Origin of the sequence: Streptomyces sp. NPDC007896 (genome assembly GCF_042959425.1) — a bacterium.
Lineage (GTDB): Bacteria > Actinomycetota > Actinomycetes > Streptomycetales > Streptomycetaceae > Streptomyces.
On record NZ_JBIBKX010000006.1, the window covers coordinates 302,469 to 326,525 of the forward strand.

Sequence of the window (24,057 nt, forward strand, 5' to 3'; positions counted from 1 at the left end):
CCGGAACGAGCGGACGGGAAGAGCCGAGCGCACGGACGACGCCGGGCTCCGGGAACGCCGAAAGGGGTGGCTGCCGGTCACACGGGTCCCGGAACCCGTGAGACCGACGGCCACCCCTCACCGAACGCCCTTGCGGCTACTGCGGCGTCATCCGCTCCGCCACGTCCGGATGCTCCTTCAGCCAGGAGGCGACGGCCGCCTCCTCATGGCCCTGGCCGCGCTGCTTGATCTCGCTCTCCAGGGTGCCGAGCTCGGACTCGCTCATCCTGAAGTTCTTGATCCACTTGGTGAGCCGCGGGTACCGCTCGGGGAACTTCTTGCTGGAGATGGTCCGGATCGTGTTCCCCTCGCCGAAGAGCAACTTGTCGTCGGCGAGCTTGGTGAGCTGGTACTCGCTGTACGCCCAGTGCGGGGACCACAGGACGACGGCGACCGGCTGCTTCTTGGCGTACGCGCGCTTCAGCTCGGCCAGCATCGCGGGCGTGGAGCCGTCGACGACCTTGTACTCCTTGTCCAGGCCGTAGCCCGGAAGGACCTTCGTCTTCAGGAGGTTCATCTCGCCGGTACCCGGCTCGATGCCGATGATCCGGCCGCCGAAGGTGCCCGCCTTGCCCTTGAGGTCCGCGAGGGACTTGACGTCCTTCACGTACGAGGGCACGGCGATCTCCAGCGACGTCGGCCGGTACCAGGTGCCCAGGTCTCTCAGGTCGTTCTTGTGCTGGTCCCAGTAGTTCGACTGGGCGTACGGCAACCAGGCGTCGAAGTTGAGGTCCAGGTCGCCTGAGGCCAGGCCGGTGTAGACGGGGCCGACGTCCATCTGCTTGAGGTTCAGCGTGTAGCCGCGCCGCGCCAGGACGTTCTTCCAGAGGTAGGTGACGGCGACGTCCTCGTCCCAGGGGAACCAGGCCACGTCCAGCGGGCGCTTCGTCTCGGCAGCGGCCACGGAGCTCTTGACCGGGGCCAGCTTGTCGACGACTCCGGGGTTCCGCTTCAGCCAGGCGCGCACCGCGTCCTGCTGCTTGCCCTTGCCCACCTTGTTGATCTCGGCCTCGAGACCGGTGAGCTGCTTCTCCGTCATCCTGAAGTTCTTCAGCCACCGCCCGACGACCGGGTTGTCCTGCGCGAAGCCCTTGCGGGAGAGCGTGTGCACTCCGTCGCCCTTGCCCCAGGCGCCCTTCGGGTCCTTGAGCTTCTTCAGGTCGTAGTCGCTGTAGGCCCAGTGCGGCGACCACAGGGTGACGACGATCGGCTCCTTCTTGGCGTACGCGCGCTTCAGCTCGGCCAGCATCGCGGGTGTGGAGCTGTCGACGACCTTGTACTCCTTGTCGAGGCCGTAGTCCTTCAGGACCTTGCTCTTGAGCAGGCCCATCATTCCGGCGCTGGACTCGATGCCGGTGATCTTGCCACCGAAGGTGCCGGCCTTGCCCTTGAGGTCCGCCAGGGAGTCGATGCCCTTCATGTACGAGGGGACGCTCAGCTCCAGCGAGGTGGGGCCGTACCAGGAGCCCAGGTCGTCGAGCCTGCTGCCGTACTTCTTCCAGTACTGCTCGTGGGTGGTCGGCAGCCAGGAGTCCGTCTCGAAGTCGATGTCGCCCTGGGCGAGGGAGGTGTACAGCGGGCCCGCGTCGAACTGCCTGGTGTCGACCTGGAAGCCGCGCTCCTCGAGGATCTCCTTCCACAGGAAGGTGGAGGCGACGCCCTCGTCCCACGGAATGTAGCCGATGGTGATCTTCTTGCCCCGGCCGACGTTCTGGCCGTCGGCCGCGGTGGACGTCGAGTCGGTCCCGCCGAACATGCCCATACCGCCCGCGACCAGCGCGAGCACGACGACACCGATCACGGCGACGGCCGCGCGGGGGCGGTAGGACCAGATCTTCAGGCCCTGCGCGGCGCGCAGCTTGGCGGCGGCGCGGCGGCCGAGCGGGGAGACCTGGGTGCCCAGGGCGCTGGTCATGCGGTCGAGGTAGATCGCCAGGATGACGATGGCCACGCCCGCCTCGGAGCCTAGGCCGACGTTCAGCTGCCCGATGGCCTCGTTGACGTCGCCGCCGAGGCCGCCGGTGCCGACCATGCCCGCGATGGCGGCCATGGACAGGCCCAGCATGATGACCTGGTTGACGCCCGCCATCACCGTGGGCAGAGCGAGCGGCAGCTGGATGCGCAGCAGGGTGTCGCGGGGCGTGGTGCCGAACGCGTCGGCGGCCTCGACGAGTTCCTTGTCGACCTGGCGGATGCCCAGCTCGGTCATGCGGACGCCCGGGGCCAGCGCGAAGATCAGGGTGGCCACGATGCCGGCCGGGGCGCCAGTGCCGAAGAACAGGATCGCCGGGATGAGGTAGATCATCGCGGGCAGCGTCTGCATGAAGTCCAGCACCGGGCGGACGATGCCGCTGACCCGGTCGGAGCGCGCCGCCCAGATGCCCACGGGTACCGAGACGACGAGCGCGATGAGCGTGGCGACGAGGACCAGCGAGAGGGTCACCATCGCGTCCTCCCACAGTTCGAGGGAGTCGATGAACGCGAATCCCACGAAGGTGAGGACACCGGCGGAGGTACCGCGCAGCCAGAACGCGATCACCGCGAAGATGCCTGCGAGGAGGAGCGGTTCGGGAGCCTGGAGGACGGCGTCGATGCCGTCGTACGTGCCCTGGAAGACGGTCTTGAAGAAGTCGAAGAGCCACGCCATGTGGTTCAGCAGCCAGTCGACGGCGCTGTTGACCCAGTCGCCGAAGGGAATCCTAGGCACTGGCCGTCACCGCCTCGTCCCGAGGACTGGCACAGCGTGCGGGGGTCCCCTGCTCGTCGCCGAGGAAGGCGACGAGGCGCTGTGGGTGGACGACGCCGACGAGTTCGCGTCGCTCGTCCAGTACCGCCACCGGGTGCGTGAGGCGGGCGCTGATGGCGCAGAGGTCCACGAAGGGGGTGTCGGGGGCGGCGGTCTCGCAGTCGCAGTCCGCCTCGTCGCCGCGTACGTCGGTGTCCATGACGGCTCCTGCGGTCAGGACCCGGGAGCGGTCGACGTCCTGGGTGAAGGAGGCGACGTAGTCGTTCGCGGGGCGGACGAGGATGTCCTCGGCGGTGCCGGTCTGGACGATGCGGCCGTCGCGCATGACGGCGATCCGGTCGCCGAGGCGCATCGCCTCGTTGAGGTCGTGGGTGATGAAGACAATGGTCTTCTTGAGCTTCTTCTGGAGCTCGATCAGCTGGTCCTGCATGTCACGGCGGATCAGCGGGTCCAGCGCGCTGAACGACTCGTCCATCAGCAGCAGATCGGCGTCGGTGGCGAGCGCGCGGGCGAGGCCGACGCGCTGCTGCATACCGCCGGACAGCTCGTCGGGCCAGGACTTCTCCCAGCCGGCGAGCCCGGCCAGCTCCAGGGCCCTGGTGGCGCGTTCCTTGCGCTCGGCGCTCGGCACGCCCTGGACCTCAAGGCCGTAGGCCGCGTTCTCCAGGACGCTGCGGTGCGGGAAGAGCGCGAAGTGCTGGAAGACCATGCTGATCTTCTTCGAGCGGACCTCGCGCAGCGCGCGGGCGCTGAGCGCGGTCAGGTCCTGACCGTCGAAACGCACCTGGCCCGCGGTGGGCTCCAGGAGTCCGTTGAGCATGCGCAGGAGGGTGGACTTGCCGGATCCGGACAGCCCCATGACCACGAAGATCTGGCCGGGTTCCACCGTGAAGGAGGCGTCGATCACGGCAGCCGTGGTGCCGTCGGCGCGCAGTTCCTCGCGGTCGGCTCCCTGGCGGAGCCGCTCCACCGCGGCGTCGGGTCGTCTCCCGAACACCTTGTACAAATGCTCGGCCTCAAGCCTGGATGACACGTGTGCCTCTCGATCGGACAGTTGAAAAACCAACGGGGTTGTGCCGATGCCGCGCCTGCCCGTACTTACAGGGAGCAAACACAGGAGTGGTCCAGGTCACTGTCAGTGGCGTACGGCATGATGCGAGGCGTGACCAGACGCCTGATGCTGCTCGACACCGCTTCCCTGTACTTCCGGGCCTACTTCGGGGTCCCCGACTCGGTGAGGGCCCCGGACGGCACGCCCGTGAACGCCGTGCGCGGGCTGCTCGACTTCATCGACCGGCTGGTCAGGGACCACCGCCCCGACGATCTGGTGGCCTGCATGGACGCGGACTGGCGCCCGCAGTGGCGGGTCGACCTGATCCCCTCGTACAAGGCGCATCGCGTCGCCGTGGAGACCGAGGCCGGACGTCCGGACGAGGAGGAGGTGCCGGACACGCTCTCCCCGCAGGTGCCGGTCATCGAGGAGGTCCTCGACGCGCTGGGCATCGCGCGCGTGGGGATCGAGGGGTACGAGGCGGATGATGTGATCGGCACCTTCACGGGGCGCGCCGACGGCCCGGTCGACATCGTCACCGGCGACCGCGACCTCTACCAACTCGTCGACGACAAGCGGGGAGTGCGCGTCCTGTACCCCCTCAAGGGCGTGGGCACGCTCCAGCTCACCGACGAGACCTGGCTGCGCGAGAAGTACGGGGTCGACGGCTCCGGATACGCGGATCTGGCGCTGCTGCGCGGCGACCCGAGCGACGGTCTGCCGGGGGTGCCGGGGATCGGTGAGAAGACGGCGGCCAAGCTGCTCGACCAGTTCGGCGACCTGGCCGCGATCATGGCGGCGGTCGACGATCCGAAGTCGAAGCTGACACCTTCTCAGCGCAAGCGGCTCGACGAGTCGCGGCCGTATGTCGCGGTCGCGCCCAAGGTCGTACGGGTCGCTGGTGACGTTCCCCTGCCGGATGTCGACACGGCGTTGCCGCATGCGCCGCGCGACCCGGCCGCGCTGGAGGGACTGGCCGTGCGCTGGGGTCTGGGCGGGTCGCTGCAGCGGTTGCTCACCACACTCGGCGAGTGAGCGGGAGCGGGCGAAAGTGACGTTCCTACTCGAAAGAGTGACATTCTCAATTTAGGGTAGCCTTACTCACAGAGCGCGACTCGACCCCGGCCACCGTGCGGCTCGAACCCTGGCGCAGGGGACTCATGGGCTTCTCACCCGGGGGGTGTTAACTGGGGGAGAGATGCTAACTTAGGTAAGCCTAAGCGAGTGAACGAGGAGGCCGTCATGGCAGAGCGTCCGGCACGCAGGTCCAGGAAGCCCCACTCCGCGCACGTCGTGCGGACCGAGCGGTTGACCCCCCACATGCAGCGTGTCGTGCTGGGCGGCGAGGGCCTTGCCGAGTTCACCGCGGGCACCAGCACCGACCACTACGTGAAGTTGCTGTTCGCCCCGGGGGGTGTCACCTACCCCGAGCCCTTCGACATGGAGCGGATCCGCGAGGAACTCCCGCGCGAGCAGTGGCCGGTGACCCGGACGTACACCGTGCGTGCCTGGGACCCCGAACTGCGCGAGCTGACGCTCGACTTCGTGGTGCACGGCGACGAGGGCCTGGCCGGGCCGTGGGCGGCGCGCGTCCAGCCGGGCGAGGTCGTGCGGTTCATGGGTCCGGGTGGCGCCTACGCGCCCGACGCGAGCGCCGACTGGCATCTGCTCGCCGGTGACGAGAGCGCGCTGCCCGCGATCAGTGCCGCCCTGGAGGCGCTGCCGGAGGGCGCCGTGGCCCGCGCCTTCGTGGAGATCTCCGGGCGTGAGGAGGAGCAGAAGATCGACTCCGACGTGGAGGTCGTCTGGCTGCACCGCGGGGACCGGCCGCTCGGCGAGGCCCTGGTGGAGGCCGTCCGCGCCCTCGACTTCCCGGCCGGCCGGGTGCACGCGTTCGTGCACGGCGAGGCGGGCTTCGTGAAGGAGCTGCGCCGGCTGCTGCGGGTCGAGCGCGAGATCCCGCGCGAGGACCTGTCGATCTCCGGCTACTGGCGTCTTGGGCACAACGAGGACGGCTGGCAGGCGTCCAAGCGGGACTGGAACGCGCGGGTGGAGGCGGAGCAAGAGGCGACCGCGTCGGCCGCCTCCTGACTCCCGCCCCCTCGCGTCACTCAGGACACCGGCCCCCGGCCCCTCGGGGTCACACGGAACGTTGGTACGACCTGAACGTACGGATGGACAGCCACACCGCCGCCACGGCCAGCGCGAGCAGCGCCCCCGAGCGGCCGAGCACGACACCCCAGTCGGGGTGCTCGGACATCGCCGACCGCCCCGCCACCATCGCCCAGTTGAGCGGATTGAAGTCGGCGATGTGCCGCATCCAGCCGGGCATCTGGGACGGGGCCATGAAGGCCGAAGAGAGGAAGGTCAGCGGCAGCAGCAGGAACGTGTTGATGCCGATGATCGACTCCCGCTCCCGGACCAGCATGCCCAGCGCGTTGGACAGCGCCCCGAAGACCGTGCCGAGCAGGACCGAGGCGACGATCAGGATCGCGATACCGCCGATGCCGCCCGGGTAGTCCGCGCCGCCCAGCAGGCCGAGCAGCACGATGATGACCGACTGCAGGGCGGTGATCAGGCCGTTGTTGACGACGTTGCCGTTCATCAGGGCGGCTCGGCTGACGGGCGTGGTCAGGAAGCGGTTGAGCGTGCCGCGCTGGATCTCGTCGAGCGTGCCCATGCCCGCCCACATGTTGGAGCTGAGCGCGCTCATCACGACCACGCCCGGGACGAGGTAGTCCAGATACGAGGTGGTGCCGAAGCCTCCGAGTTCGACGACCTTCTTGAAGAGGTTGCCGAACAGGAACAGCCAGATCACCGGCTGGATCAGGGTGATGATCGCGTAGGCGGGCTGACGTGCGAACACCATCAGCTGACGCTGGGTCATGTACCAGGTCTGGGAGACGGCGGTACTCATCGGACACCTCCGGCGAGGACGAGGTTCTCGGCGCCTTCCGCTTCCGCCTCCGCGTAACGGCGGCCCGCGTAGCGGAGGTAGACGTCGTCGAGCGAGGGGCGGGCGACGGTCGCGGCGGCGACCCCGACCCCGGCCCGCTCCAGCACCCCGAGCAGGGCGGGCATCGCGGCGGCCCCGTCATCGGCGCGGACACTGACACGGCGGCCGTCGAACAGCGCCTCGCGCACGCCCGGCAACCCGGTGAGGGCGCCGTTCAGCAGCGTACGGCCGGCGTCTCCCAGGGCTTCGCGCAGTTCCACGTGGACGGCGTCACCGCGGAGTTCGCCCTTCAGGGCGTCCGGCGTGCCCTCGACCACGACACGCCCGCGGTCGACGATCGCGATGCGCTCGGCGAGCCGGTCGGCCTCCTCCAGGTAGTGCGTGGTGAGCAGGATGGTCAGCCCCTCGTCGCCGGCGAGGCGGGCGATCTCGTCCCACATCGCGGTGCGCGCCTCGGGGTCGAGTCCGGTGGTGGGCTCGTCGAGGAAGAGCACCTCGGGGCGGTGGACGAGACCGAGCGCCACGTCGAGCCGGCGCCGCATGCCGCCCGAGTAGCCCTTGACCGGGCGCCGGGCCGCGTCGGCGAGCTTGAAGCAGTCGAGCAACTCGTCCACCCGGCGGTTCAGCCCCGCACCCTTCAAGCCGTAGAGCCTGCCCTGGAGTTGGAGGTTCTCCCGGCCGGTGGCCACCGGGTCGGCGCCGGAGTTCTGGGCGACCACGCCGATCGCGCGGCGCACCCGGTCCGGATGGCGCAGCACGTCGTGCCCGGCCACGGTGGCGGTGCCCGAGTCGGGGCGGGCCAGGGTGGTGAGGATCTTGACGGTGGTGGACTTGCCGGCGCCGTTCGGGCCGAGCAGGCCGAAGACGGTGCCGGTCTCGACGGTGACGTCCATGCCGCTGAGCGCGGTGACGTCACCCGGATAGGTCTTGATCAGCTGACGCGCCTCGACCGCGGGCGCACGGGTACTGCTCATGACGACTGCTCTCCTGTGTGAGCGGTGATCTCGGGTGGGTATGCCGAGCCGATCCGCGTGAAGAGCGCCGGGCTATCCTGGGTGTGCCGCACCTCAATGGCCCGGAGCTGCCTCACGGCGGGTTCGGTTCGGGGTTCGAGACCCTGGCGGGGCTGCTGCAACAGCTCTGCCGGGGTCATTTCTCTGTTCGGCTACAGTCTTTCGACCTCACCGGTTTCCAGCTTCAGGTACTCCTCGGGGACCTCCCCCGTCTCGCTGAAGGACCGCCACTCCTTGACGCCCGGAAACGTGCCCGCCGTGACCTCCGCCAGGAAGCCGCGGACCCATTCCGCCTCCGCCTCGATCATGTGCAGCTTGAACTCGGACTCGATCAGGAAGAGTCGGGGCAGCGTCTCGTTGAGCTTCTCCAGGCCGCCTCGCATACTCGCGGCCCGTACCTCCAGCATGTTGAGCCGCTCCCCCAACAGGCGTGCCACCTCGTCGGGATGGAGCACGCCCATCAGCGAGAGCGCGGCCTCGAAGATCGGATACTCCTGTGCCGGGACGGCGAGCAGGTCCGACAGCCACTCGGTGGCCTCCGCACGTCCGGCGTCCGTGATGCCGTACAACGTGCGCTCGGGGCGGTTGCCCTGTCGCTGCACCTCCGCGACGTCGACGAAGCCGTGCTTCTCCAGGTTCTGGACGACGGTGTAGAGCGAGCCGTAGTTGATCTTCAGGCTGGTGTCCTTGCCCCGTCGGCGCAGGGTCTGGGCGATCTCGTACGGATGCATCGGCTTCTCGGTGAGCAGCACCATGACCGCGAGCGCCAGCGGATTGCTCAGCTTGCGGCGTTTCGTCGCCATGATGACCTCACCTCGTCTCCGAATATCCGTAGCCGAACATATCGCGTATGTGGGGCGAGCGTCAATACACACGATGTATCGCGATTCCCTTCGGGCCGCAAGGGCGTGAGGACTTAGGCCCGACCCCGACACGGCCGTGTCACGCGAGCGAAACAGGCACTCCCTAATTTCTGTCACCCGACAGGAATACCGCCCACCCTTCCGCGCCGAAGGCAGGTGCCGCCGTGACCACCACCGCCCCCTCCGACGTACGCCCCGACCCTCCGGAGTCCTCCGGCGACCGCTCCCTGGCCGAGTTCGGCTACCGCCAGGAGCTGCACCGCAGCCTCGGCCGGTACGCCTCGTTCGCCGCCGGCTTCTCCTTCATCTCCGTCCTGACGACCGTCTTCCAGTTCTTCGCCTTCGGGTACGCGTTCGGCGGCCCCGTCTTCTTCTGGACCTGGCCGGCCGTGCTGGTGGGCCAGTTGGCGGTCGCCGCCTGCTTCGCGGAGCTGGCCGCGCGCTATCCGATCTCGGGCGCGATCTACCAGTGGTCCTCGCGCCTGTCGAACCTCTCCTTCGGCTGGTTCGCCGGCTGGATCATGGTGATCGGGCAGATCGTGGTGGTCGCGGCGGCGGCGCTCGCGCTGCAGATGGTGCTGCCCGCGATCTGGTCCGGCTTCCAGCTGGTCGGCAGCGATCCAGCCCCCACCAGCCCCGACGGCGCCGCCAACGCGGCGGTCCTCGGCGTGATCCTGCTCGTGCTGACCACGCTGGTGAACGTCATCGACAACCGGGTGATGTCGATGATCAACCGGATCGGTGTCACCGCCGAGATCATCGGCGCCGTCCTGATCATCGTGCTCCTGCTCACCCACTCCGAACGCTCCCCCGGCATCACCTTCCACACCGGCCAGGGCAGCACCGGCCTGTTCGGGGCGCTGATGGTGGGCTCGTTCATGGCCGCGTACGTCATGATCGGCTTCGACAGCGCCGGGGAGATGAGCGAGGAGACCCACGACCCGCGCCGCACCGCGCCCCGCACGATCCTCACCGCGCTCGGCGCGGCGGGTCTGCTCGGCGGTCTCATCGTGCTCGGCGGACTGCTCGCCGCGCCCAGCCTCACCGACGGCCGCCTCGGCGTCGACGGTCTGAGCTACGTCCTGACCAGCAGCCTCGGCGACGGGGTCGGCCGCGCGCTGCTCGCCGACGTCGTGGTGGCCATCGCGGTGGCGACCCTGGCGATCCAGACCGCCGCCTGCCGCATGCTCTTCTCGATGGCCCGCGACCATCAGCTCCCCTTCTCCGGCCGCCTCTCCAAGGTCAACCCGCGCACCGGCATGCCGAGCGCCCCCGCCCTGGTCGTCGGCGTCCTCGCCGCCGCCCTGCTGCTGCTCAACTTCGCCTCCCCGGACGCCTTCCTGGCGATCGGCACCACCTGCATCGTGATGCTGTACCTGGCGTACGCGATGGTGACCGGTCCGCTGCTGGTCCGCCGGCTGCGCGGGCAGTTCACCGCCGACGGCAGCGACGAGAGGGGCGCCCCGCTCTTCTCGCTGGGCCGCTGGGGCGTCCCCGTCAACGCGATCGCCCTCGTCTACGGCCTCTTCATGACCGTCAACCTCGCCTGGCCGCGCGCGGCGGTGTACGACCCGGCGGGCGGGCACTGGTACTTCCAGTGGTTCACGGTGCTGTTCCTGGGCCTGACCCTGGTCGCGGGCGCCGCCTACCGGGCCTACCGGGCGCGGACACCGGTGGCCGAGACTCCCGAGGTGGTCCCGGCCTCGTACGCCTGAACCCCTCCCCCGCCCGAGCCTCGTACGCTTGACCAGGTGAGACGCAGACCCCGGATCCCACCCTCCCCCCTGCCGCAGCGCGAGGGAGTCGACCCCGTGCGGGTCAGGCTGCCGCAGGACGGGGGGTGGGCCACCGTGCGGGAGCATCTGGTGGAGCGGCTCGCGGCGGGGGCCGGGGTGATCGACGGGATGTTCGGGGACGGGCTGATCGTCGGCGCCGACGGACGGCCGGTGGCGCCCGACGCGGCGTACGAGCCGGGGATGTTCGTGTGGTTCCACCGGGAGCTGCCCTACGAGGAACCGGTGCCGTTCGCCCTCGACGTGGTGTACCGCGACGAGCACATCGTCGTCGCCGACAAGCCGCACTTCCTCGCCACCACCCCGCGCGGGGGCCATGTCACCGAGACCGCGCTGGCCCGGCTGCGGCGGGAGCTCGGCCTGCCGACGCTCGGCGCCGCCCACCGGCTGGACCGCCTCACCGCCGGGCTCGTGCTGTTCACCGTGCGGCCCGAGGAGCGCGGCGCCTACCAGACGCTGTTCCGCGACCGGCTGGTCCGCAAGGAGTACGAGGCGGTGGCCCCGTGCGACGCGGGGCTCGCGCTGCCGCGGACGGTCACCAGCCGGATCGTGAAGGAGCGCGGGGTGCTGGCCGCGCGCGAGGTCTCGGGCGAGCCGAACGCCCTCACGCAGGTCGAACTCACCGACCACCACGACGGACTCGGGCGCTACCGCCTGCTGCCGAGCACCGGGCAGACCCATCAACTGCGGGTGCACATGAACGCGTTGGGTGTGCCGATCCTCGGCGATCCGCTCTACCCGGTGGTGACCGGCCCCGTGCCGGCCGGCGACTTCCGGCGTCCGCTCCAACTGCTCGCGCGGGTGCTGGAGTTCACCGATCCGGTCACGGGACGCGCGCACCGGTTCGTCAGTGGGCGGGTGCTGCGGGCCTGGTCCTCCTACGACGACTGGGCCCAGGAGGCGTGATCGTCTGCGACCGGGCTCAGTAGCCCCGCCACCAGCGCAGGAAGCGCTGCCAGGCACCGAGACGGCGCACGGGTTCGGGTGTCACCGGCGGGGCGGGAGGGGCCACGGGCGCCGGGGCGGGCGCCGGGGCGGGCGCCGCCGTCGGCTCGTCCGTCGTGACCTCCAGGCTCGGCCGCTGCCGCGGCACGGGGTTGATGGAGGGCACGTCCTCGACGTCCTGCGGCGCCTGCGGCGCGAAGTACACCGGAAGCTCCACCAGGTGGCGCGAGGACATCGACGAGCGCCAGCGCAACTCGTCCTCGTCGCCCTCGAGTTCGACGTCGGGCAGCCGGATCAGCAGTGCCTCGACCCCGACGTCCGCGATGGCACGGCCGATGTCCTGGCCCGGGCACTCGTGGGGGCCGCCGCCGAAGGCGAGGTGGGCGCGGTTGCCCATCATGTTGGCCTTGAGGTCGGGACGCACCTTGGGGTCGATGTTGCCCGGCGCGATCCCCAGGATCAGACCGTCGCCCCGGCGGATCTCCCGGCCGCCCAACTCCGTGTCCTGCTTGGCGAAATAGCCGAGGACCGCGCTGAACGGCGGCTCGTCCCACAGGGACTGCTCGACCGCCTGGGGCACCGTCATCTGGCCGCCGTTCAGCTGGGCGCGGAAGCGCGGGTCGGTGAGCACCACGCGCAGCACGTTGGCGAGCAGGTTGGCCGTGGCCTCGTACGCGGCGAGCAGCACCAGGCGCAGATGCTGGGAGACCTCGTCGTCGGTGAGCTGGGCCGGGTGGTTGATCAGGACGCTGGTGAAGTCCCCTGAGATCTCGGCCCGGCGCCGGGCGGTGTGCCGGATCAGGATGTTCATGACGTACTCGTTGCTGGCGATCGCGGTCTCGGTTCCCCTGAGCAGGTCGCGGGTGGCCTGCACCAGCCGGTCGTCGTACTCGTCGGGCATGCCGAGGATCTCGCAGAGCACGGCCATCGGAAGGTGCTCGGCGAACTGGCTGACCAGGTCGGCCCGGCCCTTCTCGCAGAACCGGTTGACGAGCAGCTGGGTCGCACGGTTGATGTGCCGCCGGATGGTGCGGTGGTTGATGGTCGACATGGCGCCCATGACCGCGCCGCGCAGCCGCAGGTGTTCATCGCCCTCGGCGTGGGAACAGATGGGCTGCCAGGCGATGTGCGGCGCGAGGGGGTGGTCGGCGCCGGCCGTGCCGTCCTGGACGGCCTTCCACAGCCGGCTGTCCCGGGAGAAGTGCGTGGGGGAACTCACCAGGTGCAGGTTCTCGGCGTGGCCGAGCACCACCCAGATCGGCACGTCGTTGTGGAGCAGGACGGGGGCGACCGCACCGTGCTCCTGACGGAGTTTCTCGTACAGGTCTCCCAGGTCGTCCGCCTCGGGGCCGTACAGCCGGTGCAGTCCGCCGGGACCGAGGCCGTGGGCGGGGCAGCCGGGCGGCGGGGTGAGCGTACGGTCGTCCGTACCGGCCGGGAAGTGGGATTCAGACGTCACGGTGATCGCTCCGAAACTGAAGTGGGTCCGGTGTCTTGGGGGTGTCCGGGTTCTTGGGGGTGTCCGGGTTGTTGGGGGTGGTCCGGTGTCTTGGGACGGGAAGGGCGGCCGCCGCGGGCATCAGGTGCGGGCCTGGCTCATCGTGAGCGAGTACAGGAAGTGCATCAGCGTCATCAGGACGTCCCGGCTGGAGGCCCGGCGGCGCGCGTCGCACTGCACGATCGGGATGTCCTCGGGCAGGTCGAGCGCGGTGCGCAGCTCCTCGACCGGATAGTTGGGCGCGTCCGGGAAGGTGTTTATGGCGACGACGAACGGCACACCGCGCTCCTCCAGACGGCCGATCACATCGAAGCTGACTTCCAGCCGGCGGGTGTCGATCAGTACGACCGCGCCCAGCGCGCCTTCGAAGAGGCCGTTCCACAGGAACCAGAAGCGTTCCTGGCCGGGGGTGCCGAAGAGGTAGAGCACCAGTTTTTCCGTGATGCTGATGCGGCCGAAGTCCATGGCGACGGTGGTCGCGGTCTTGGTCTCCGAGCCGTAGTTGTCGTCGACGCCGATGCCGGCCTGCGTCATGGTCTCCTCGGTGGTCAGCGGTTTGATCTCGCTGACGGCACCCACCATGGTCGTCTTGCCGACTCCGAACCCGCCCACGATCACGATCTTCACGGCGGCTTGCGCCGAGTGCGGCAGATGGTCCTCGGCGCGCGGGCCGGTGATCGTCTCAGAGCTTTTGAAGTCCATGCATCACCGCTTCGAGGAGGGAACGGTCGGGCAGCGCCGAGCGGACGATCGGGGCGCGTGCCTGTACCAGTTCAGCCGCCAGCAGCTCGGTGAGCAGGACGGTCACCACGCTGAACGGCAGATTGAGATAGGCCGAGAGCTCGGCCACGGACAGAGGGGCCTGGCAGAGCCGGAGCAGCGCCGACTGCTCCGGCTGGGTGGTGGGCGTCGGCGCGTCGGCGCGCGCCACGATTAAGGTGACCAGGTCCAGCTCGGCCCGCTCGCCCGCCTCGCCCCCACCGGTGAGCAGATACAGGCGCCCGGGGTTCTTGGGGTCCTCTTCCTCACCGTCTTCCTCACCCTCTTGGGGAGGCCGCTCCTGGGGAGGCTCGGTGAACTCTTCCTTGGGGTATCGCCGCCGGCGTTGCGGAGGAGTCATACGGTCTGCCCGTTGCGCCTCGGCGGACTGGTCAGATGGGCACCGATCCGGGCGACGAGGTCGCTCATGCGGTTGCTCATGAGGCCGGGCTCCGCGATCTGGTTGGCGAGGACCGCGAGATAGGCGTTGGCCCCGGCGGACATCAGATAGAAGTAGCCTCCGTCGATCTCGATGAGGACCATCTTCATCGTGCCGTTGCTGCTGGGAACCTCGCTCGCGACCGCCGTGGCCAGACTCTGCAGGCCCGCGCAGGCCGCGGCGACGCGGTCGGCGGCGTCCGGGTTGCCGCCGTAGCGTGCGATGCGCAGTCCGTCGGCGGAGAGCACCACGATCTGCTGGATACCCGGTACGCCGTCAGCGAGATCCCTGAGCATCCAGTCGAAGTTGTCCCGCTGATGGATCACTTGAGGTCCCCCTCGTCGTCGGCCTCCGAGGCCGGCTGGTTCTTGCCGGTGAACGCGTTGGGGTCCGGGTCGCGCTTGAGGCCCTCCCAGAACGCCTCGACCCAATGCCCCGGTGGCTTCTCGTTCTCCTTCTCCTTGGCCTTCTCCTGCTTCTTCGGGGCGGCGGGCACGGTGCCCCAGGAGGGCGCCGCGGCGGCGGCCTCCGCCGCCGCTTCCTCGGCGGCGATCCGGGCGGCCTCGGCGTAGCGCTCCCTGAGCGGGGTCTTGACCCGGCTGCGGCGCTGCGGCAGGCCGTTGGGCGTCCACTCGGTGACCAGGGGGGCGTCGTCCTCCCTTGACCCGTCGCCCTGCTCGGGGAGGCGGGGTCCGGTGGTCGGGCGGCGCTTCTTCGGCTTGCGGTTGGGACCCTCGACCCCGTCGGTGTCCATGGTCGCGGTGGAGTTCGCGCCGATGCCGTGGGCGAGGGAGGCGGCGGGGTCCTTGGTGAGCATGTTGCTCGGCACCACGACGACCGCGCGGACACCGCCGTACGCGGACTGGCGGAGCGCGATCGCCATGTCGTACATCTTCGAGAGCCGGCCCACGACGGAGATGCCGAGCCGGGGGGCCTCGCCGAGAACCTGGAGGTCGGTGCCGGCCGCGGCCTGCCGGAGCAGTTCCTCCATCTTGCCGCGGGCCTCGTCGCTGAAACTGACGCCGGAGTCCTCGATCTCGATGGCGACACCGGTCTGCACCTTGAGGGCGGTCAGGTGCACCTTGCTGTTCGGCGGCGAATAGCGGGTCGCGTTGTCGAGGAGTTCGGCGACCGCGTGGATGACCGGTTCGACGTGGATGCCGTTGACGTTGACGTCGGCGATGGAGTGCAGCTCGATGCGGCGGTACTCGAGGATGCGGGACATCGCGCCGCGCATCACGCTGAACAGCGGCACGGGCTTGGGCCAGTTGCGGCCCGGGCGGCCGCCGCCGAGCACCGCGATGGAGTCGGCGAGGCGGCCGATCAGCGCGGTGCCGTGGTCGATGCGCAGCAGGTCGTCGAAGACCTCGGGGTTGCGCCCGTGGTCCTCCTCCATCTCGCGGAGTTCCTTGTTCTGCTGGTGGACGATCGCCTGCACGCGGCGGGCGATGTTGACGAAGGAGCGGTGCGAGGAGTCGAGCAGCAGCTTCTCGGTGTCCAGCAGCTGGAGGACGGTGCCCAGCAGGTCCCGTTCCACCTCGGAGATCTGGGGCAGGCTGGGGTCGTCGACACCGAAGCGGAGCGCCACCGAGTCGGGGTTCATGCCGCGGTTCATGCGCCTGATCGCGGCGGGCAGGACCTCGTGGTGGAAGCGCACGATGTCCTGGTCGTGGGAGGCGATGCGCTGTTCCAGGTACGCGGTACGACGGGCCAGTTCGGCGCGCACGGCACGGATGACGCGGCCACGACGTACGGCTTCGGCAGCGACCGCGATCACCAGCAGCGTCGCGATGCCGCCGCACCAGCCGACGGCGGCCCGGGCCGGGCCCGTCACCAGGGCGACGGCGGCCCCGGTCACCGCGGCCATCAGTATGGCCGGCGGCAACAGCACGCGCGCGTAGGGAAGTTCACGGCCACCGGGAGGCGATTGAACACTCACCATGTATGCCCTCTGAGACAAATCGGCTGGGGTAGGGGGAGTTCGTGGGGGAAACTGCGTGGTCAAACCGAATCTTCGGAACTTTTGGGAACAAGCGCACGAATACATCTCAACTCGGTGCGCTGCGGGCGAGCTTAGTCCGACCGGATCATCGCCGTGTCATATTCAGCAACCGCCTGAAATCGCCCGTACGACAGGAGTACTCTCGGCCGTTTACACGCTCAGGCTTCGTTCGCACACGGTGAGTAGCGGCGTACGGGCAAACGAAAACCGCACCTCCACAGGGCGGTACGTCAGATTCCGGCGATCCGCAGCGCCGCGTCGGCGGTTGCTTCGGCGAAGGCGGACACGGGCCGCTCGGGGTCGGACCGGTGCACGAGGATCACCCCTTCGATGAGGCCGAACAGCAGATCCGTCCGCAGATCGAGTTCACTCTTGACGAGCGCGCCACCTGCCGCGGTCGCGGCCAGCAACTGCCGGTAGGTGTCCTTCAACTCGGCCCGTACGGCATGGAAGCCGGCGAAGCGCTCGGCGCGCACCTCGGGCAGCAGATACAGCCCGCCCAGGTTGTGCGGGCCCCCGCAGAGCAGCTCCACGTCGGTGCGGCACAGCTCCCACAGCCGGCTCTCGGGCGGGGTCGCGTCGTCGGCGAGGAGCTCCCGGGCGAAGGCGAGCGAGGGGGTGACGGTCGACTCCAGGAGCTCGGCGAGCAACTCCTCCTTGCCGGAGACGTAGTGGTACATCGACGCCTGACGCATACCGGCCCGCTCGGCGACGGCACGGGTGGTCGTGGCGGCGTACCCGCGCGTCGTGAACAACTCGGCGGCGGCGTCGAGCAGTTCGTCCCGCGGCGACAGCCCGCTGTCCGGCCGCTGCGCGGCCCGAGGCCGCCCGACCCGTCGCCCACCACCACTTCCCATGCGTTCGATCCTCGCACACGACAGCGCCCCCAAGGGGCGCGAGGAACTGCGCGCCCAGCCCCGCACGACCCACGGCTCCAAACCCGCAGCACGCCCCACCCACCAGGGGCGCGGGGAACCGCGCGCCCAGCCACGAACAACGCGCACCCTCAAGCCCGCAGAGCACCCCGCGCCCTCGAACCCGCGGAGCGACCCGCACCCTCAATCCCGCCGAGCGACCCGTGAGGGGTCGGTAACCGTCCGGCAACACTCGGGACACGGCCCCGACCCGCCCCGCCCCTAATTTCTGTCGAGCGACAGAAACCACCCAGGAGCCGGAGGACTCGCGATGGCGACAGCGACCACTTACGGAGCCCGTGCCCACGCCCGGGCGCAAGAGGGCTCCCACACGGAGGCCATGCCCGTCGTCCCGGCGAGCGCCTGGCCCGCGCCCCCCTGCGAGGCGGGCCACCTGGTGTGGGCGGAGACGGTGGCGGCCGGCAACTACACGCACAAGGTGCTGGCCCGCGGCACGGAACTCAGGCTCACCGACCTCAGGGGCGACGCCTGCGCACACCTGCTCCTGTACGCCGCCGACCGCCCCTGGGAACGCCTGAACGTGGCGGACACGGTCAAGGTCCAGTGGAACGCCTACCTCGGCGAGGGGCAGCTGCTCCTCTCCGACCAGGGCCGCGTCCTCGCCTCCCTGGTCACCGACACCTCCGGCCGCCACGACACGCTCTGCGGCACCTCCACCCTCGTCCGCAACACCCAGCGCTACGGCGACGGAACCCCGCAGTCCGCCTCCCCCGCCGGTCGCGAACTCTTCAAGCTGGCCGCCGCCAAGAACGGCCTCGAACCCCGCGACCTGCCGCCCTCGCTCTCCTTCTTCCAGGGCGTGGAGGTCCGCGACGACGGCTCACTGGACTTCACCGGTTCCGCGGGCCCAGGCGGCAGCGTGACGCTCCGCGCCGAGCAGGACGTGACCGTGCTGATCGCGAACGTGCCGCACCCCGCCGACCCCCGTACGGAGTACGTCAGCACTGCGCTGGAGGTCCTCGCCTGGCGCGCGGCCGCGACCGCGCCGGGCGACCCGCTGTGGGAGGCCACGCCCGAGGGCCGCCGCGCCTTCCTGAACACCACCGAGTTCCTTGCCGCGAGGGGGATCGCATGAAGACCGTGGTTCCAGCCCGGGCCGCCTGGTCCGCCGTCGTCCGCACCGGAGAGACGCTCACCGTCACCGACCTGCACGGCAACCAGGCCGTCGACTTCCTGGTGTACGACGCCCACGACACGACCGTCCGCTACAGCGCGCCCGACACGATCCACGCGCAGGGCAACCTCTTCCTCACCACCGGCAGCGTGCTGATGTCCAACGAGCACACCCCGCTGATGACCGTGGTCGCGGACGAGGTCGGCCGGCACGACACGGTCGGCGGCGCCTGCTCCAAGGAGTCCAACACCCTGCGGTACGGCCACCACACCTGGTCCCAGCACGCCTGCGTGGACAACTTCCTCGCCGAGGGCGCCAAGTACGGCCTCGGCAAGCGCGATCTCGTCTCGAACATCAACTGGTACATGAACGTGCCGGTCGAGAAGGACGGCACCCTCGGCATCGTCGACGGCATCTCGGCTCCGGGGCTCACGCTGACCCTGCGCGCCGAGTGCGACGTTCTCGTGCTGGTCTCCAACTGCCCCCAGATCAACAACCCCTGCAACGGCTTCGAGCCGACCGCGGTGGAAATGACCATCGAGGCGAGCGGGGCGACGGGATGACCTTCGACACCCTGCTGGTCGCCAACCGCGGCGAGATCGCGGTACGGATCATCCGCACGGCCCGCGAACTCGGCCTGCGCACGGTCGCCGTGTACTCCGACGCCGACCGCTCCGCACCCCACGTCCGGCTCGCCGACGAGGCGGTACGGCTGGGGCCCGCGCCCGCGAAGGAGTCGTATCTCGACGCCGACCTCGTCCTGAAGGCGGCCAAGGACACCGGGGCCGGGGCGATCCACCCCGGGTACGGCTTCCTGTCCGAGGACGCGGCCTTCGCGCGGCGCTGCGAGGACGCCGGGATCGTGTTCGTGGGTCCGACGCCGGAGCAGCTGGAGCTGTTCGGGGCGAAGCACACGGCGCGGGCGGCGGCGGAGGCGGCCGGGGTGCCGTTGGCACCGGGTACGGGACTTCTCCCCGGTCTCGCCGAGGCTTTGGAGGCGGCCGCCCGCATCGGCTATCCCGTCATGCTGAAGGCCACCGGCGGTGGTGGTGGCATCGGTATGTCGGCATGTCGCTCCGCCGATGAACTGACCGAGGCGTGGGAGCGGGTACAGCGCGTCGCCGCGGCCTCCTTCTCCTCCGCCGGGGTCTTCCTGGAGCGGCTGGTGGAACACGCCCGCCATGTCGAGGTGCAGGTCTTCGGCGACGGCCGGGGCCGGGTCGTCACCTTCGGCGACCGGGACTGCTCGCTCCAGCGCCGCAACCAGAAGGTGCTGGAGGAGGCCCCGGCACCGGGTCTGCCGTCCACCGTGCGCGCCCAACTGGCCTCCTGCGCACGAGACTTGTGTGCCGCTGTCGGATACCGCTCCGCCGGAACCGTCGAGTTCGTCTACGACGCCGCACGCGAGGAGGCGTACTTCCTCGAGGTCAACACCCGCCTCCAGGTGGAGCATCCGGTCACCGAGGAGATCTACGGTGTCGACCTCGTCGCCTGGATGCTGCGCCTCGCGCGCGGGGAGTCGGAGGTCGTCCGCGATCCGGGGGCACCGCGCGGTCACGCCGTCGAGGCCCGGGTGTACGCCGAGGACCCCTCGCGCGACCACCGGCCGAGCGCGGGCCTGCTCACGCGGGTCGAGTTCCCCGGCGGCGTCCGCGTGGACGGCTGGGTGGAGACGGGCACCGAGGTGACCACGTCGTACGACCCGATGCTCGCGAAGGTCATCGCGTACGGCCAGGACCGGGCGCACGCGCTGCAACGCCTCGACGAGGCGCTGGCCAGGACCCGGGTGGACGGCATCGAGACGAACCTGGGGCTGGTGCGGGCCGCTCTCGCCGACCCGTCCTTCCGGCGGGCGACGCACTCGACGGCGACGCTGGCCCGAGTCACCGATCCCACTCGGCGCATCGAGGTCGTCTCCGGCGGGACCCTCACCACGGTCCAGGACTGGCCGGGCCGCACCGGCTACTGGCAGGTGGGCGTGCCCCCCTGCGGCCCGATGGACGACCTCTCCTTCCGGCTCGGCAACCGCGCTCTCGGCAACCACGAGGGGGCACCCGGTCTGGAGTGCACCCTCCAGGGGCCGGCCCTGCGCTTCACCCACGCCACGACGGTCTGCGTCACGGGCGCACCGGCGCGGGTCACCGTGGACGGCGCTGCGGTCGCGCAGTGGGAACCGGTGACGGTACCGGCAAGGGCCCTGCTGGAGGTCGGCTCCCCCACCGAACACGGCCTGCGCACCTACGTGCTCTTCGCGGGCGGGGGCCTGGACGTACCGGCGTTCCTCGGCAGCGCCTCCACGTTCACGCTGGGCCGGTTCGGCGGACACGGGGGCCGCACCCTGAGGACGGGCGACGTACTGCACGGCGGCTCGGCGACGGATCACGGGGCGCCGGTACCGGCCGGCGACCGCCCCGGGTTCTCCTCCAGCTGGCGGGTCGGCGCGCTCGAAGGCCCGCACGCCGCACCGGAGTTCTTCACCGAGGACGACATCCACGACTTCTACGCCGCCGACTGGAAGGTCCACTTCAACTCGGCGCGCACGGGCGTAAGGCTGGTCGGCCCGAAGCCCCGCTGGGCGCGCACGGACGGCGGCGAGGCGGGCCTGCACCCGTCCAACATCCACGACACGCCGTACTCGGTCGGCGCCGTCGACTACACCGGCGACATGCCGGTGCTGCTCGGCCCGGACGGCCCCTCGCTCGGCGGCTTCGTCTGCCCGGCGACGGTCGTCAGCACGGAACGCTGGAAGCTCGGCCAGTTCCGGCCCGGTGACACCGTGCGGTTCGCACCGCTGGCCGACGACGGCTCCCAGCGGCCCGCGATCGTCGACGGCGGGGTGCTCGCACGGGACGGCGACGTGACGTACCGCCGCAGCGGCGACGACAACCTGCTGGTCGAATTCGGACCGCTGCAACTGGACCTGGCGCTGCGCATGCGGGTCCACGCGCTGATGGAAGCCGTGACCGAGGCCGCGCTCGACGGCGTCACGGACCTGACCCCCGGTATCCGCTCCCTCCAGATCCAGACGGACCCCGGCAGGCTTGCGCAACACGAACTCCTCACCACGGTGCGGGAGATAGCCCGAACACTCCCGCCCAGCGACCAACTGGTCGTGCCCTCCCGCACGGTGCACCTCCCCCTCTCCTGGGACGACCCGGCGACCCGCGAGGCGATCGCCCGTTACATGGCGGGCGTCCGCGACGACGCGCCCTGGTGCCCGTGGAACATCGAGTTCATCCGCCGCGTGAACGGCCTGGACTCGGTGGACGACGTGTACCGCACGGTGTTCGACGCGGAGTACCTCGTCCTGGGCCTGGGCGACGTCTACCTCGGCGCACCGGTGGCCACCCCGCTGGACCCGCGCCACCGCCTGGTGACCACCAAGTACAACCCGGCGCGCACCTGGACCGCCGAGAACTCGGTCGGCATCGGCGGCGCCTACCTGTGCGTCTACGGCATGGAGGGCCCCGGCGGCTACCAGTTCGTCGGCCGTACGACCCAGGTGTGGTCGGGGTGGCAGCAGCGCGGTGCGTTCGAGCCGGGTTCCCCCTGGCTGCTGCGCTTCTTCGACCGCATCAAGTGGTACGCCGTCGAGCCCGACGAACTCCTCGACCTGCGCGCCGACATCATCTCGGGCCGCTTCGTGCCCCGGATCGAGGAGGGCGTCTTCTCACTCGCCGAGTACCAGGCCTTCCTCGCCGGCCACTCCGCATCCATCGCGGAGTTCCGGGCCAGGCAGGGCACCGCGTTCTCCGCCGAGCGGGACGCCTGGGAGGCGGCGGGCGAGTTCGACCGGGCGGACGCCGCGTCGGCACCCGCGGCGCCCGCCGCCGAGGTGACCGTCCCCGCGGGCGGCCGCCTGATCGAGGCCGAGTTCGCGGCCTCCGTGTGGCAACTGAACGTCAAGCCGGGCGACCGGGTGACGACCGGCCAGCCCCTGCTGGCGTTGGAGGCGATGAAGATGGAGTCCAGGGTGCCCGCCCCGATGGACGGAGTGGTCCAACAAGTCCTCACCAAGCCCGGCGCCCAGGTGGAAGCGGGCACAGCACTGGTGGTCCTGGCACCCGCGAGCTGAAAACACGCCGGTGGTCTGTGGGCAGGCGTTCCGCAAGGGGCGGAACGGGTGGGCACAGGCCACCCACCGGCCGACAGCCACAGAACAAGGAGCAACCCATGTCCGCCGTCACCCGAGTCCACCTGGCCTACGCCCGCATCGAGGCAGTCGACCGCCCCGAGATCTGGATCGACCTCCGCCCCCGGACAGAGGTCGAGAAGGAAGCCCAGGCCATCGACGCCCGCCTCGCCGCAGGCGAACACCTCCCCCTCGCCGGCAAGCTCCTCGCCGCGAAGGGCAACATCGACGTGGCCGGCCTGAAAACCACCGCAGGCTGCCCGGCCTACGCGTACACCCCGGAGGGCGACGCCCCCGCGGTCGCCCGCCTCCGCACAGCCGGCGCACTCGTCCTCGGCACCACGAACCTCGACCAGTTCGCCACCGGCCTGGTCGGCACCCGCTCCCCGCACGGCGCCGTACGAGGCGCCCTGGACCCGGCCAGGATCAGCGGCGGCTCCAGCTCGGGATCGGCCGTGGCCGTAGCCCTCGGCATCGTCGACCTCGCCCTCGGCACCGACACGGCCGGCTCCGGACGCGTCCCCGCCGCCTTCAACGGCATCGTCGGCCTCAAGCCCACCCGCGGCCTGGTCCCGGCCACCGGTGTCGTCCCGGCCTGCGCCTCGCTCGACTGCGTGACCGTCTTCGCCCGTACGCTCCCGGAGGCCGAACAGGCCCTCGCCTACCTGGCGTCCCCCTCCGGACGCGAACTCCCCGCGCTCCCCCAGCGGGCCCCCGGCCCCTGGCGCGTCGCCATCCCCCCGACGACGCAGCTCGGCGAACTCGACGAGGGCTGGGCGGAGGCGTACGAGGCCGCCGTGGGCCGGCTCGTCGAGGCCGGGGCCGAGGTGCGCACACTCGACCTCACCCCGTTCACCGAGGCGGCGGCGATGCTCTACGAGGGCGCGTTCGTCGCCGAGCGCTACACGGCGGTGGGGAGCTTTGTCGACAAGTTGATCAGCGAGGGAGGTGAGGGGCTCGACCCGACCGTCGCCGGGATCATCACCCGCGCCCGGGACATCCCGGCCCACCGGCTCTTCGCCGACCAGGACCGGCTGGCGGCCCTGCGTACCCGGGCCCTCGCCGAACTCGGCGACGCGGACGCCCTGTTGCTGCCGACCGCACCCGGCCACCCCACGCTCGCGGAGGTCGCCGCCGACCCGCTCGGTGCCAACGCCCGGCTGGGCCGCTTCACCAACTCCACGAACCTCTTCGACCTGGCGGCGGTCGCCGTTCCGGCCGGTCTCACGCCCGCCGCTCTGCCCTTCGGCGTGATGCTGATCGGCCCGGCGTTCACCGACGAACGCCTCGCCCGGATCGCCGCGCTGCTCCAGCCGGAGCTGCGGATCGCGGTGGTCGGCGCCCACCTGTCCGGCCAGCCGCTGAACCCCCAGCTCCTGTCCCTGGGCGCGGAGTGGGAGCGCACGACCACGACGGCACCCGCCTACCGTCTGCACGCGCTGTCCACCACCCCGCCCAAGCCGGGCCTGGTCCACGTCGGCGAGAGCGGCGGGGCCGGCATCGAGGCCGAGGTGTGGCGACTGCCCGCGGCGGGCCTCGGCCGGCTCCTCGCCGACCTGCCCCGGCCGATGGCACTGGGCCGGGTCGAACTGGCCGACGGCACCCACGTGCCCGGCTTCCTGTGCGAGCCCGCGGCGCTCGAAGGCGCCGAGGACATCACGGAGTACGGCGGCTGGCGCGGCTACCTCCGGACGCGCGCCTGACCTCACGGCCGTGGTCGGGCCGCAAGGCCGACGAGTCACGATGCGGCAAAAAAGCATCGCGGAAACGGA

Annotated in this window: 19 protein-coding genes; 8 read left to right on the plus strand and 11 right to left on the minus strand. The window is 70.5% G+C overall.

What is annotated here, in order from left to right; translation table 11 throughout:
* Positions 1 to 136: 136 nt before the first annotated feature.
* Positions 137 to 2,746, minus strand: coding sequence for a glycine betaine ABC transporter substrate-binding protein (locus ACFZDJ_RS21575; protein ID WP_391060805.1), 2,610 nt, complete (start codon positions 2,744 to 2,746; stop codon positions 137 to 139).
* A complete protein-coding gene (locus ACFZDJ_RS21580; protein ID WP_390934110.1) occupies positions 2,739 to 3,818 on the minus strand; it encodes a betaine/proline/choline family ABC transporter ATP-binding protein in 1,080 nt (359 codons plus the stop codon). Before ACFZDJ_RS21580 ends, ACFZDJ_RS21575 begins: the two co-directional genes overlap by 8 nt.
* A gap of 120 nt (positions 3,819 to 3,938) precedes the next feature.
* On the opposite strand from ACFZDJ_RS21580, the gene ACFZDJ_RS21585 reads away from it, so the two are divergent.
* Positions 3,939 to 4,871 (plus strand): 5'-3' exonuclease H3TH domain-containing protein, encoded by a 933-nt coding sequence (locus tag ACFZDJ_RS21585; protein ID WP_391060976.1) that lies wholly within the window; start codon positions 3,939 to 3,941, stop codon positions 4,869 to 4,871.
* Positions 4,872 to 5,078: 207 nt separating this feature from the next.
* Entirely contained in the window at positions 5,079 to 5,927 is an 849-nt protein-coding gene (locus ACFZDJ_RS21590; protein WP_384906274.1) for a siderophore-interacting protein, read from the plus strand.
* A gap of 49 nt (positions 5,928 to 5,976) precedes the next feature.
* On the opposite strand, the gene ACFZDJ_RS21595 is transcribed toward ACFZDJ_RS21590, so the two are convergent.
* The 3 genes from ACFZDJ_RS21595 to ACFZDJ_RS21605 all read right to left on the minus strand — a co-directional run bounded on the left by ACFZDJ_RS21595 (position 5,977) and on the right by ACFZDJ_RS21605 (position 8,608).
* A complete protein-coding gene (locus ACFZDJ_RS21595) occupies positions 5,977 to 6,753 on the minus strand; it encodes an ABC transporter permease (RefSeq protein WP_190169612.1) in 777 nt (258 codons plus the stop codon).
* Positions 6,750 to 7,766 (minus strand): ATP-binding cassette domain-containing protein, encoded by a 1,017-nt coding sequence (locus ACFZDJ_RS21600; protein WP_391060808.1) that lies wholly within the window; start codon positions 7,764 to 7,766, stop codon positions 6,750 to 6,752. Before ACFZDJ_RS21600 ends, ACFZDJ_RS21595 begins: the two co-directional genes overlap by 4 nt.
* Positions 7,767 to 7,957: 191 nt before the next feature.
* Complete coding sequence (locus tag ACFZDJ_RS21605; protein ID WP_390934108.1) at positions 7,958 to 8,608, minus strand: helix-turn-helix transcriptional regulator; 651 nt, start codon at positions 8,606 to 8,608, stop codon at positions 7,958 to 7,960.
* A gap of 224 nt (positions 8,609 to 8,832) precedes the next feature.
* Here ACFZDJ_RS21605 and ACFZDJ_RS21610 point away from each other — a divergent pair, with 224 nt between their 5' ends.
* On the plus strand, positions 8,833 to 10,383 hold the full coding sequence (locus ACFZDJ_RS21610; protein WP_391060810.1) for an amino acid permease: 1,551 nt from the start codon (positions 8,833 to 8,835) through the stop codon (positions 10,381 to 10,383).
* A 36-nt stretch (positions 10,384 to 10,419) separates the two neighbouring features.
* Complete coding sequence (locus ACFZDJ_RS21615) at positions 10,420 to 11,367, plus strand: pseudouridine synthase (protein ID WP_390934106.1); 948 nt, start codon at positions 10,420 to 10,422, stop codon at positions 11,365 to 11,367.
* 16 nt (positions 11,368 to 11,383) lie between these two features.
* On the opposite strand, the gene ACFZDJ_RS21620 is transcribed toward ACFZDJ_RS21615, so the two are convergent.
* From ACFZDJ_RS21620 to ACFZDJ_RS21645, 6 genes are all read right to left on the minus strand, one after another.
* Positions 11,384 to 12,865, minus strand: coding sequence for a cytochrome P450 (locus ACFZDJ_RS21620; RefSeq protein WP_391060812.1), 1,482 nt, complete (start codon positions 12,863 to 12,865; stop codon positions 11,384 to 11,386).
* Positions 12,866 to 12,985: 120 nt separating this feature from the next.
* The gene (locus ACFZDJ_RS21625; RefSeq protein ID WP_168507521.1) at positions 12,986 to 13,606 is read right to left on the minus strand and encodes an ATP/GTP-binding protein; all 621 of its coding nucleotides are present in this window, start codon (positions 13,604 to 13,606) and stop codon (positions 12,986 to 12,988) included.
* Positions 13,587 to 14,024, minus strand: a complete 438-nt coding sequence (locus ACFZDJ_RS21630; protein WP_101406124.1) for a DUF742 domain-containing protein — start codon at positions 14,022 to 14,024, stop codon at positions 13,587 to 13,589. Before ACFZDJ_RS21630 ends, ACFZDJ_RS21625 begins: the two co-directional genes overlap by 20 nt.
* Positions 14,021 to 14,428: a roadblock/LC7 domain-containing protein gene (locus ACFZDJ_RS21635; protein WP_168507523.1), complete on the minus strand. Its 408-nt coding sequence runs from the start codon at positions 14,426 to 14,428 to the stop codon at positions 14,021 to 14,023. The genes ACFZDJ_RS21630 and ACFZDJ_RS21635 overlap by 4 nt, the downstream gene beginning before the upstream one ends.
* A complete protein-coding gene (locus ACFZDJ_RS21640) occupies positions 14,425 to 16,044 on the minus strand; it encodes an ATP-binding protein (protein ID WP_391060814.1) in 1,620 nt (539 codons plus the stop codon). The genes ACFZDJ_RS21635 and ACFZDJ_RS21640 overlap by 4 nt, the downstream gene beginning before the upstream one ends.
* Before the next feature lie 290 nt (positions 16,045 to 16,334).
* Positions 16,335 to 16,961 (minus strand): TetR/AcrR family transcriptional regulator, encoded by a 627-nt coding sequence (locus tag ACFZDJ_RS21645; RefSeq protein WP_168490158.1) that lies wholly within the window; start codon positions 16,959 to 16,961, stop codon positions 16,335 to 16,337.
* A gap of 328 nt (positions 16,962 to 17,289) precedes the next feature.
* Between ACFZDJ_RS21645 and ACFZDJ_RS21650 the strand changes: the two genes are divergently transcribed.
* The 4 genes from ACFZDJ_RS21650 (at position 17,290) to atzF (ending at position 23,988) form a co-directional block, all read left to right on the plus strand.
* Positions 17,290 to 18,114 carry an urea amidolyase associated protein UAAP1 gene (locus ACFZDJ_RS21650; RefSeq protein ID WP_391060816.1) on the plus strand — a complete coding sequence of 275 codons (825 nt, stop codon included), beginning with the start codon at positions 17,290 to 17,292 and terminating at the stop codon, positions 18,112 to 18,114.
* On the plus strand, positions 18,111 to 18,716 hold the full coding sequence (locus tag ACFZDJ_RS21655) for an urea amidolyase associated protein UAAP2 (RefSeq protein WP_097283982.1): 606 nt from the start codon (positions 18,111 to 18,113) through the stop codon (positions 18,714 to 18,716). Before ACFZDJ_RS21650 ends, ACFZDJ_RS21655 begins: the two co-directional genes overlap by 4 nt.
* Complete coding sequence (locus tag ACFZDJ_RS21660) at positions 18,713 to 22,228, plus strand: 5-oxoprolinase/urea amidolyase family protein (RefSeq protein WP_391060819.1); 3,516 nt, start codon at positions 18,713 to 18,715, stop codon at positions 22,226 to 22,228. The genes ACFZDJ_RS21655 and ACFZDJ_RS21660 overlap by 4 nt, the downstream gene beginning before the upstream one ends.
* A gap of 98 nt (positions 22,229 to 22,326) precedes the next feature.
* Positions 22,327 to 23,988, plus strand: coding sequence for an allophanate hydrolase (atzF, locus tag ACFZDJ_RS21665; RefSeq protein ID WP_391060821.1), 1,662 nt, complete (start codon positions 22,327 to 22,329; stop codon positions 23,986 to 23,988).
* Positions 23,989 to 24,057 lie beyond the last annotated feature (69 nt).

Coding starts and splice junctions, on each gene's coding strand:
- ACFZDJ_RS21585 (WP_391060976.1), top strand. CDS start 3,939: ATGCGAGGCGTGACCAGACGCCTGATGCTGCTCGACACCGCTTCCCTG.
- ACFZDJ_RS21590 (WP_384906274.1), top strand. CDS start 5,079: ATGGCAGAGCGTCCGGCACGCAGGTCCAGGAAGCCCCACTCCGCGCAC.
- ACFZDJ_RS21595 (WP_190169612.1), bottom strand. CDS start 6,753: ATGAGTACCGCCGTCTCCCAGACCTGGTACATGACCCAGCGTCAGCTG.
- ACFZDJ_RS21600 (WP_391060808.1), bottom strand. CDS start 7,766: ATGAGCAGTACCCGTGCGCCCGCGGTCGAGGCGCGTCAGCTGATCAAG.
- ACFZDJ_RS21605 (WP_390934108.1), bottom strand. CDS start 8,608: ATGGCGACGAAACGCCGCAAGCTGAGCAATCCGCTGGCGCTCGCGGTC.
- ACFZDJ_RS21625 (WP_168507521.1), bottom strand. CDS start 13,606: ATGGACTTCAAAAGCTCTGAGACGATCACCGGCCCGCGCGCCGAGGAC.
- ACFZDJ_RS21630 (WP_101406124.1), bottom strand. CDS start 14,024: ATGACTCCTCCGCAACGCCGGCGGCGATACCCCAAGGAAGAGTTCACC.
- ACFZDJ_RS21640 (WP_391060814.1), bottom strand. CDS start 16,044: ATGGTGAGTGTTCAATCGCCTCCCGGTGGCCGTGAACTTCCCTACGCG.
- ACFZDJ_RS21645 (WP_168490158.1), bottom strand. CDS start 16,961: ATGGGAAGTGGTGGTGGGCGACGGGTCGGGCGGCCTCGGGCCGCGCAG.
- ACFZDJ_RS21650 (WP_391060816.1), top strand. CDS start 17,290: ATGGCGACAGCGACCACTTACGGAGCCCGTGCCCACGCCCGGGCGCAA.
- ACFZDJ_RS21655 (WP_097283982.1), top strand. CDS start 18,111: ATGAAGACCGTGGTTCCAGCCCGGGCCGCCTGGTCCGCCGTCGTCCGC.
- ACFZDJ_RS21660 (WP_391060819.1), top strand. CDS start 18,713: ATGACCTTCGACACCCTGCTGGTCGCCAACCGCGGCGAGATCGCGGTA.
- atzF (WP_391060821.1), top strand. CDS start 22,327: ATGTCCGCCGTCACCCGAGTCCACCTGGCCTACGCCCGCATCGAGGCA.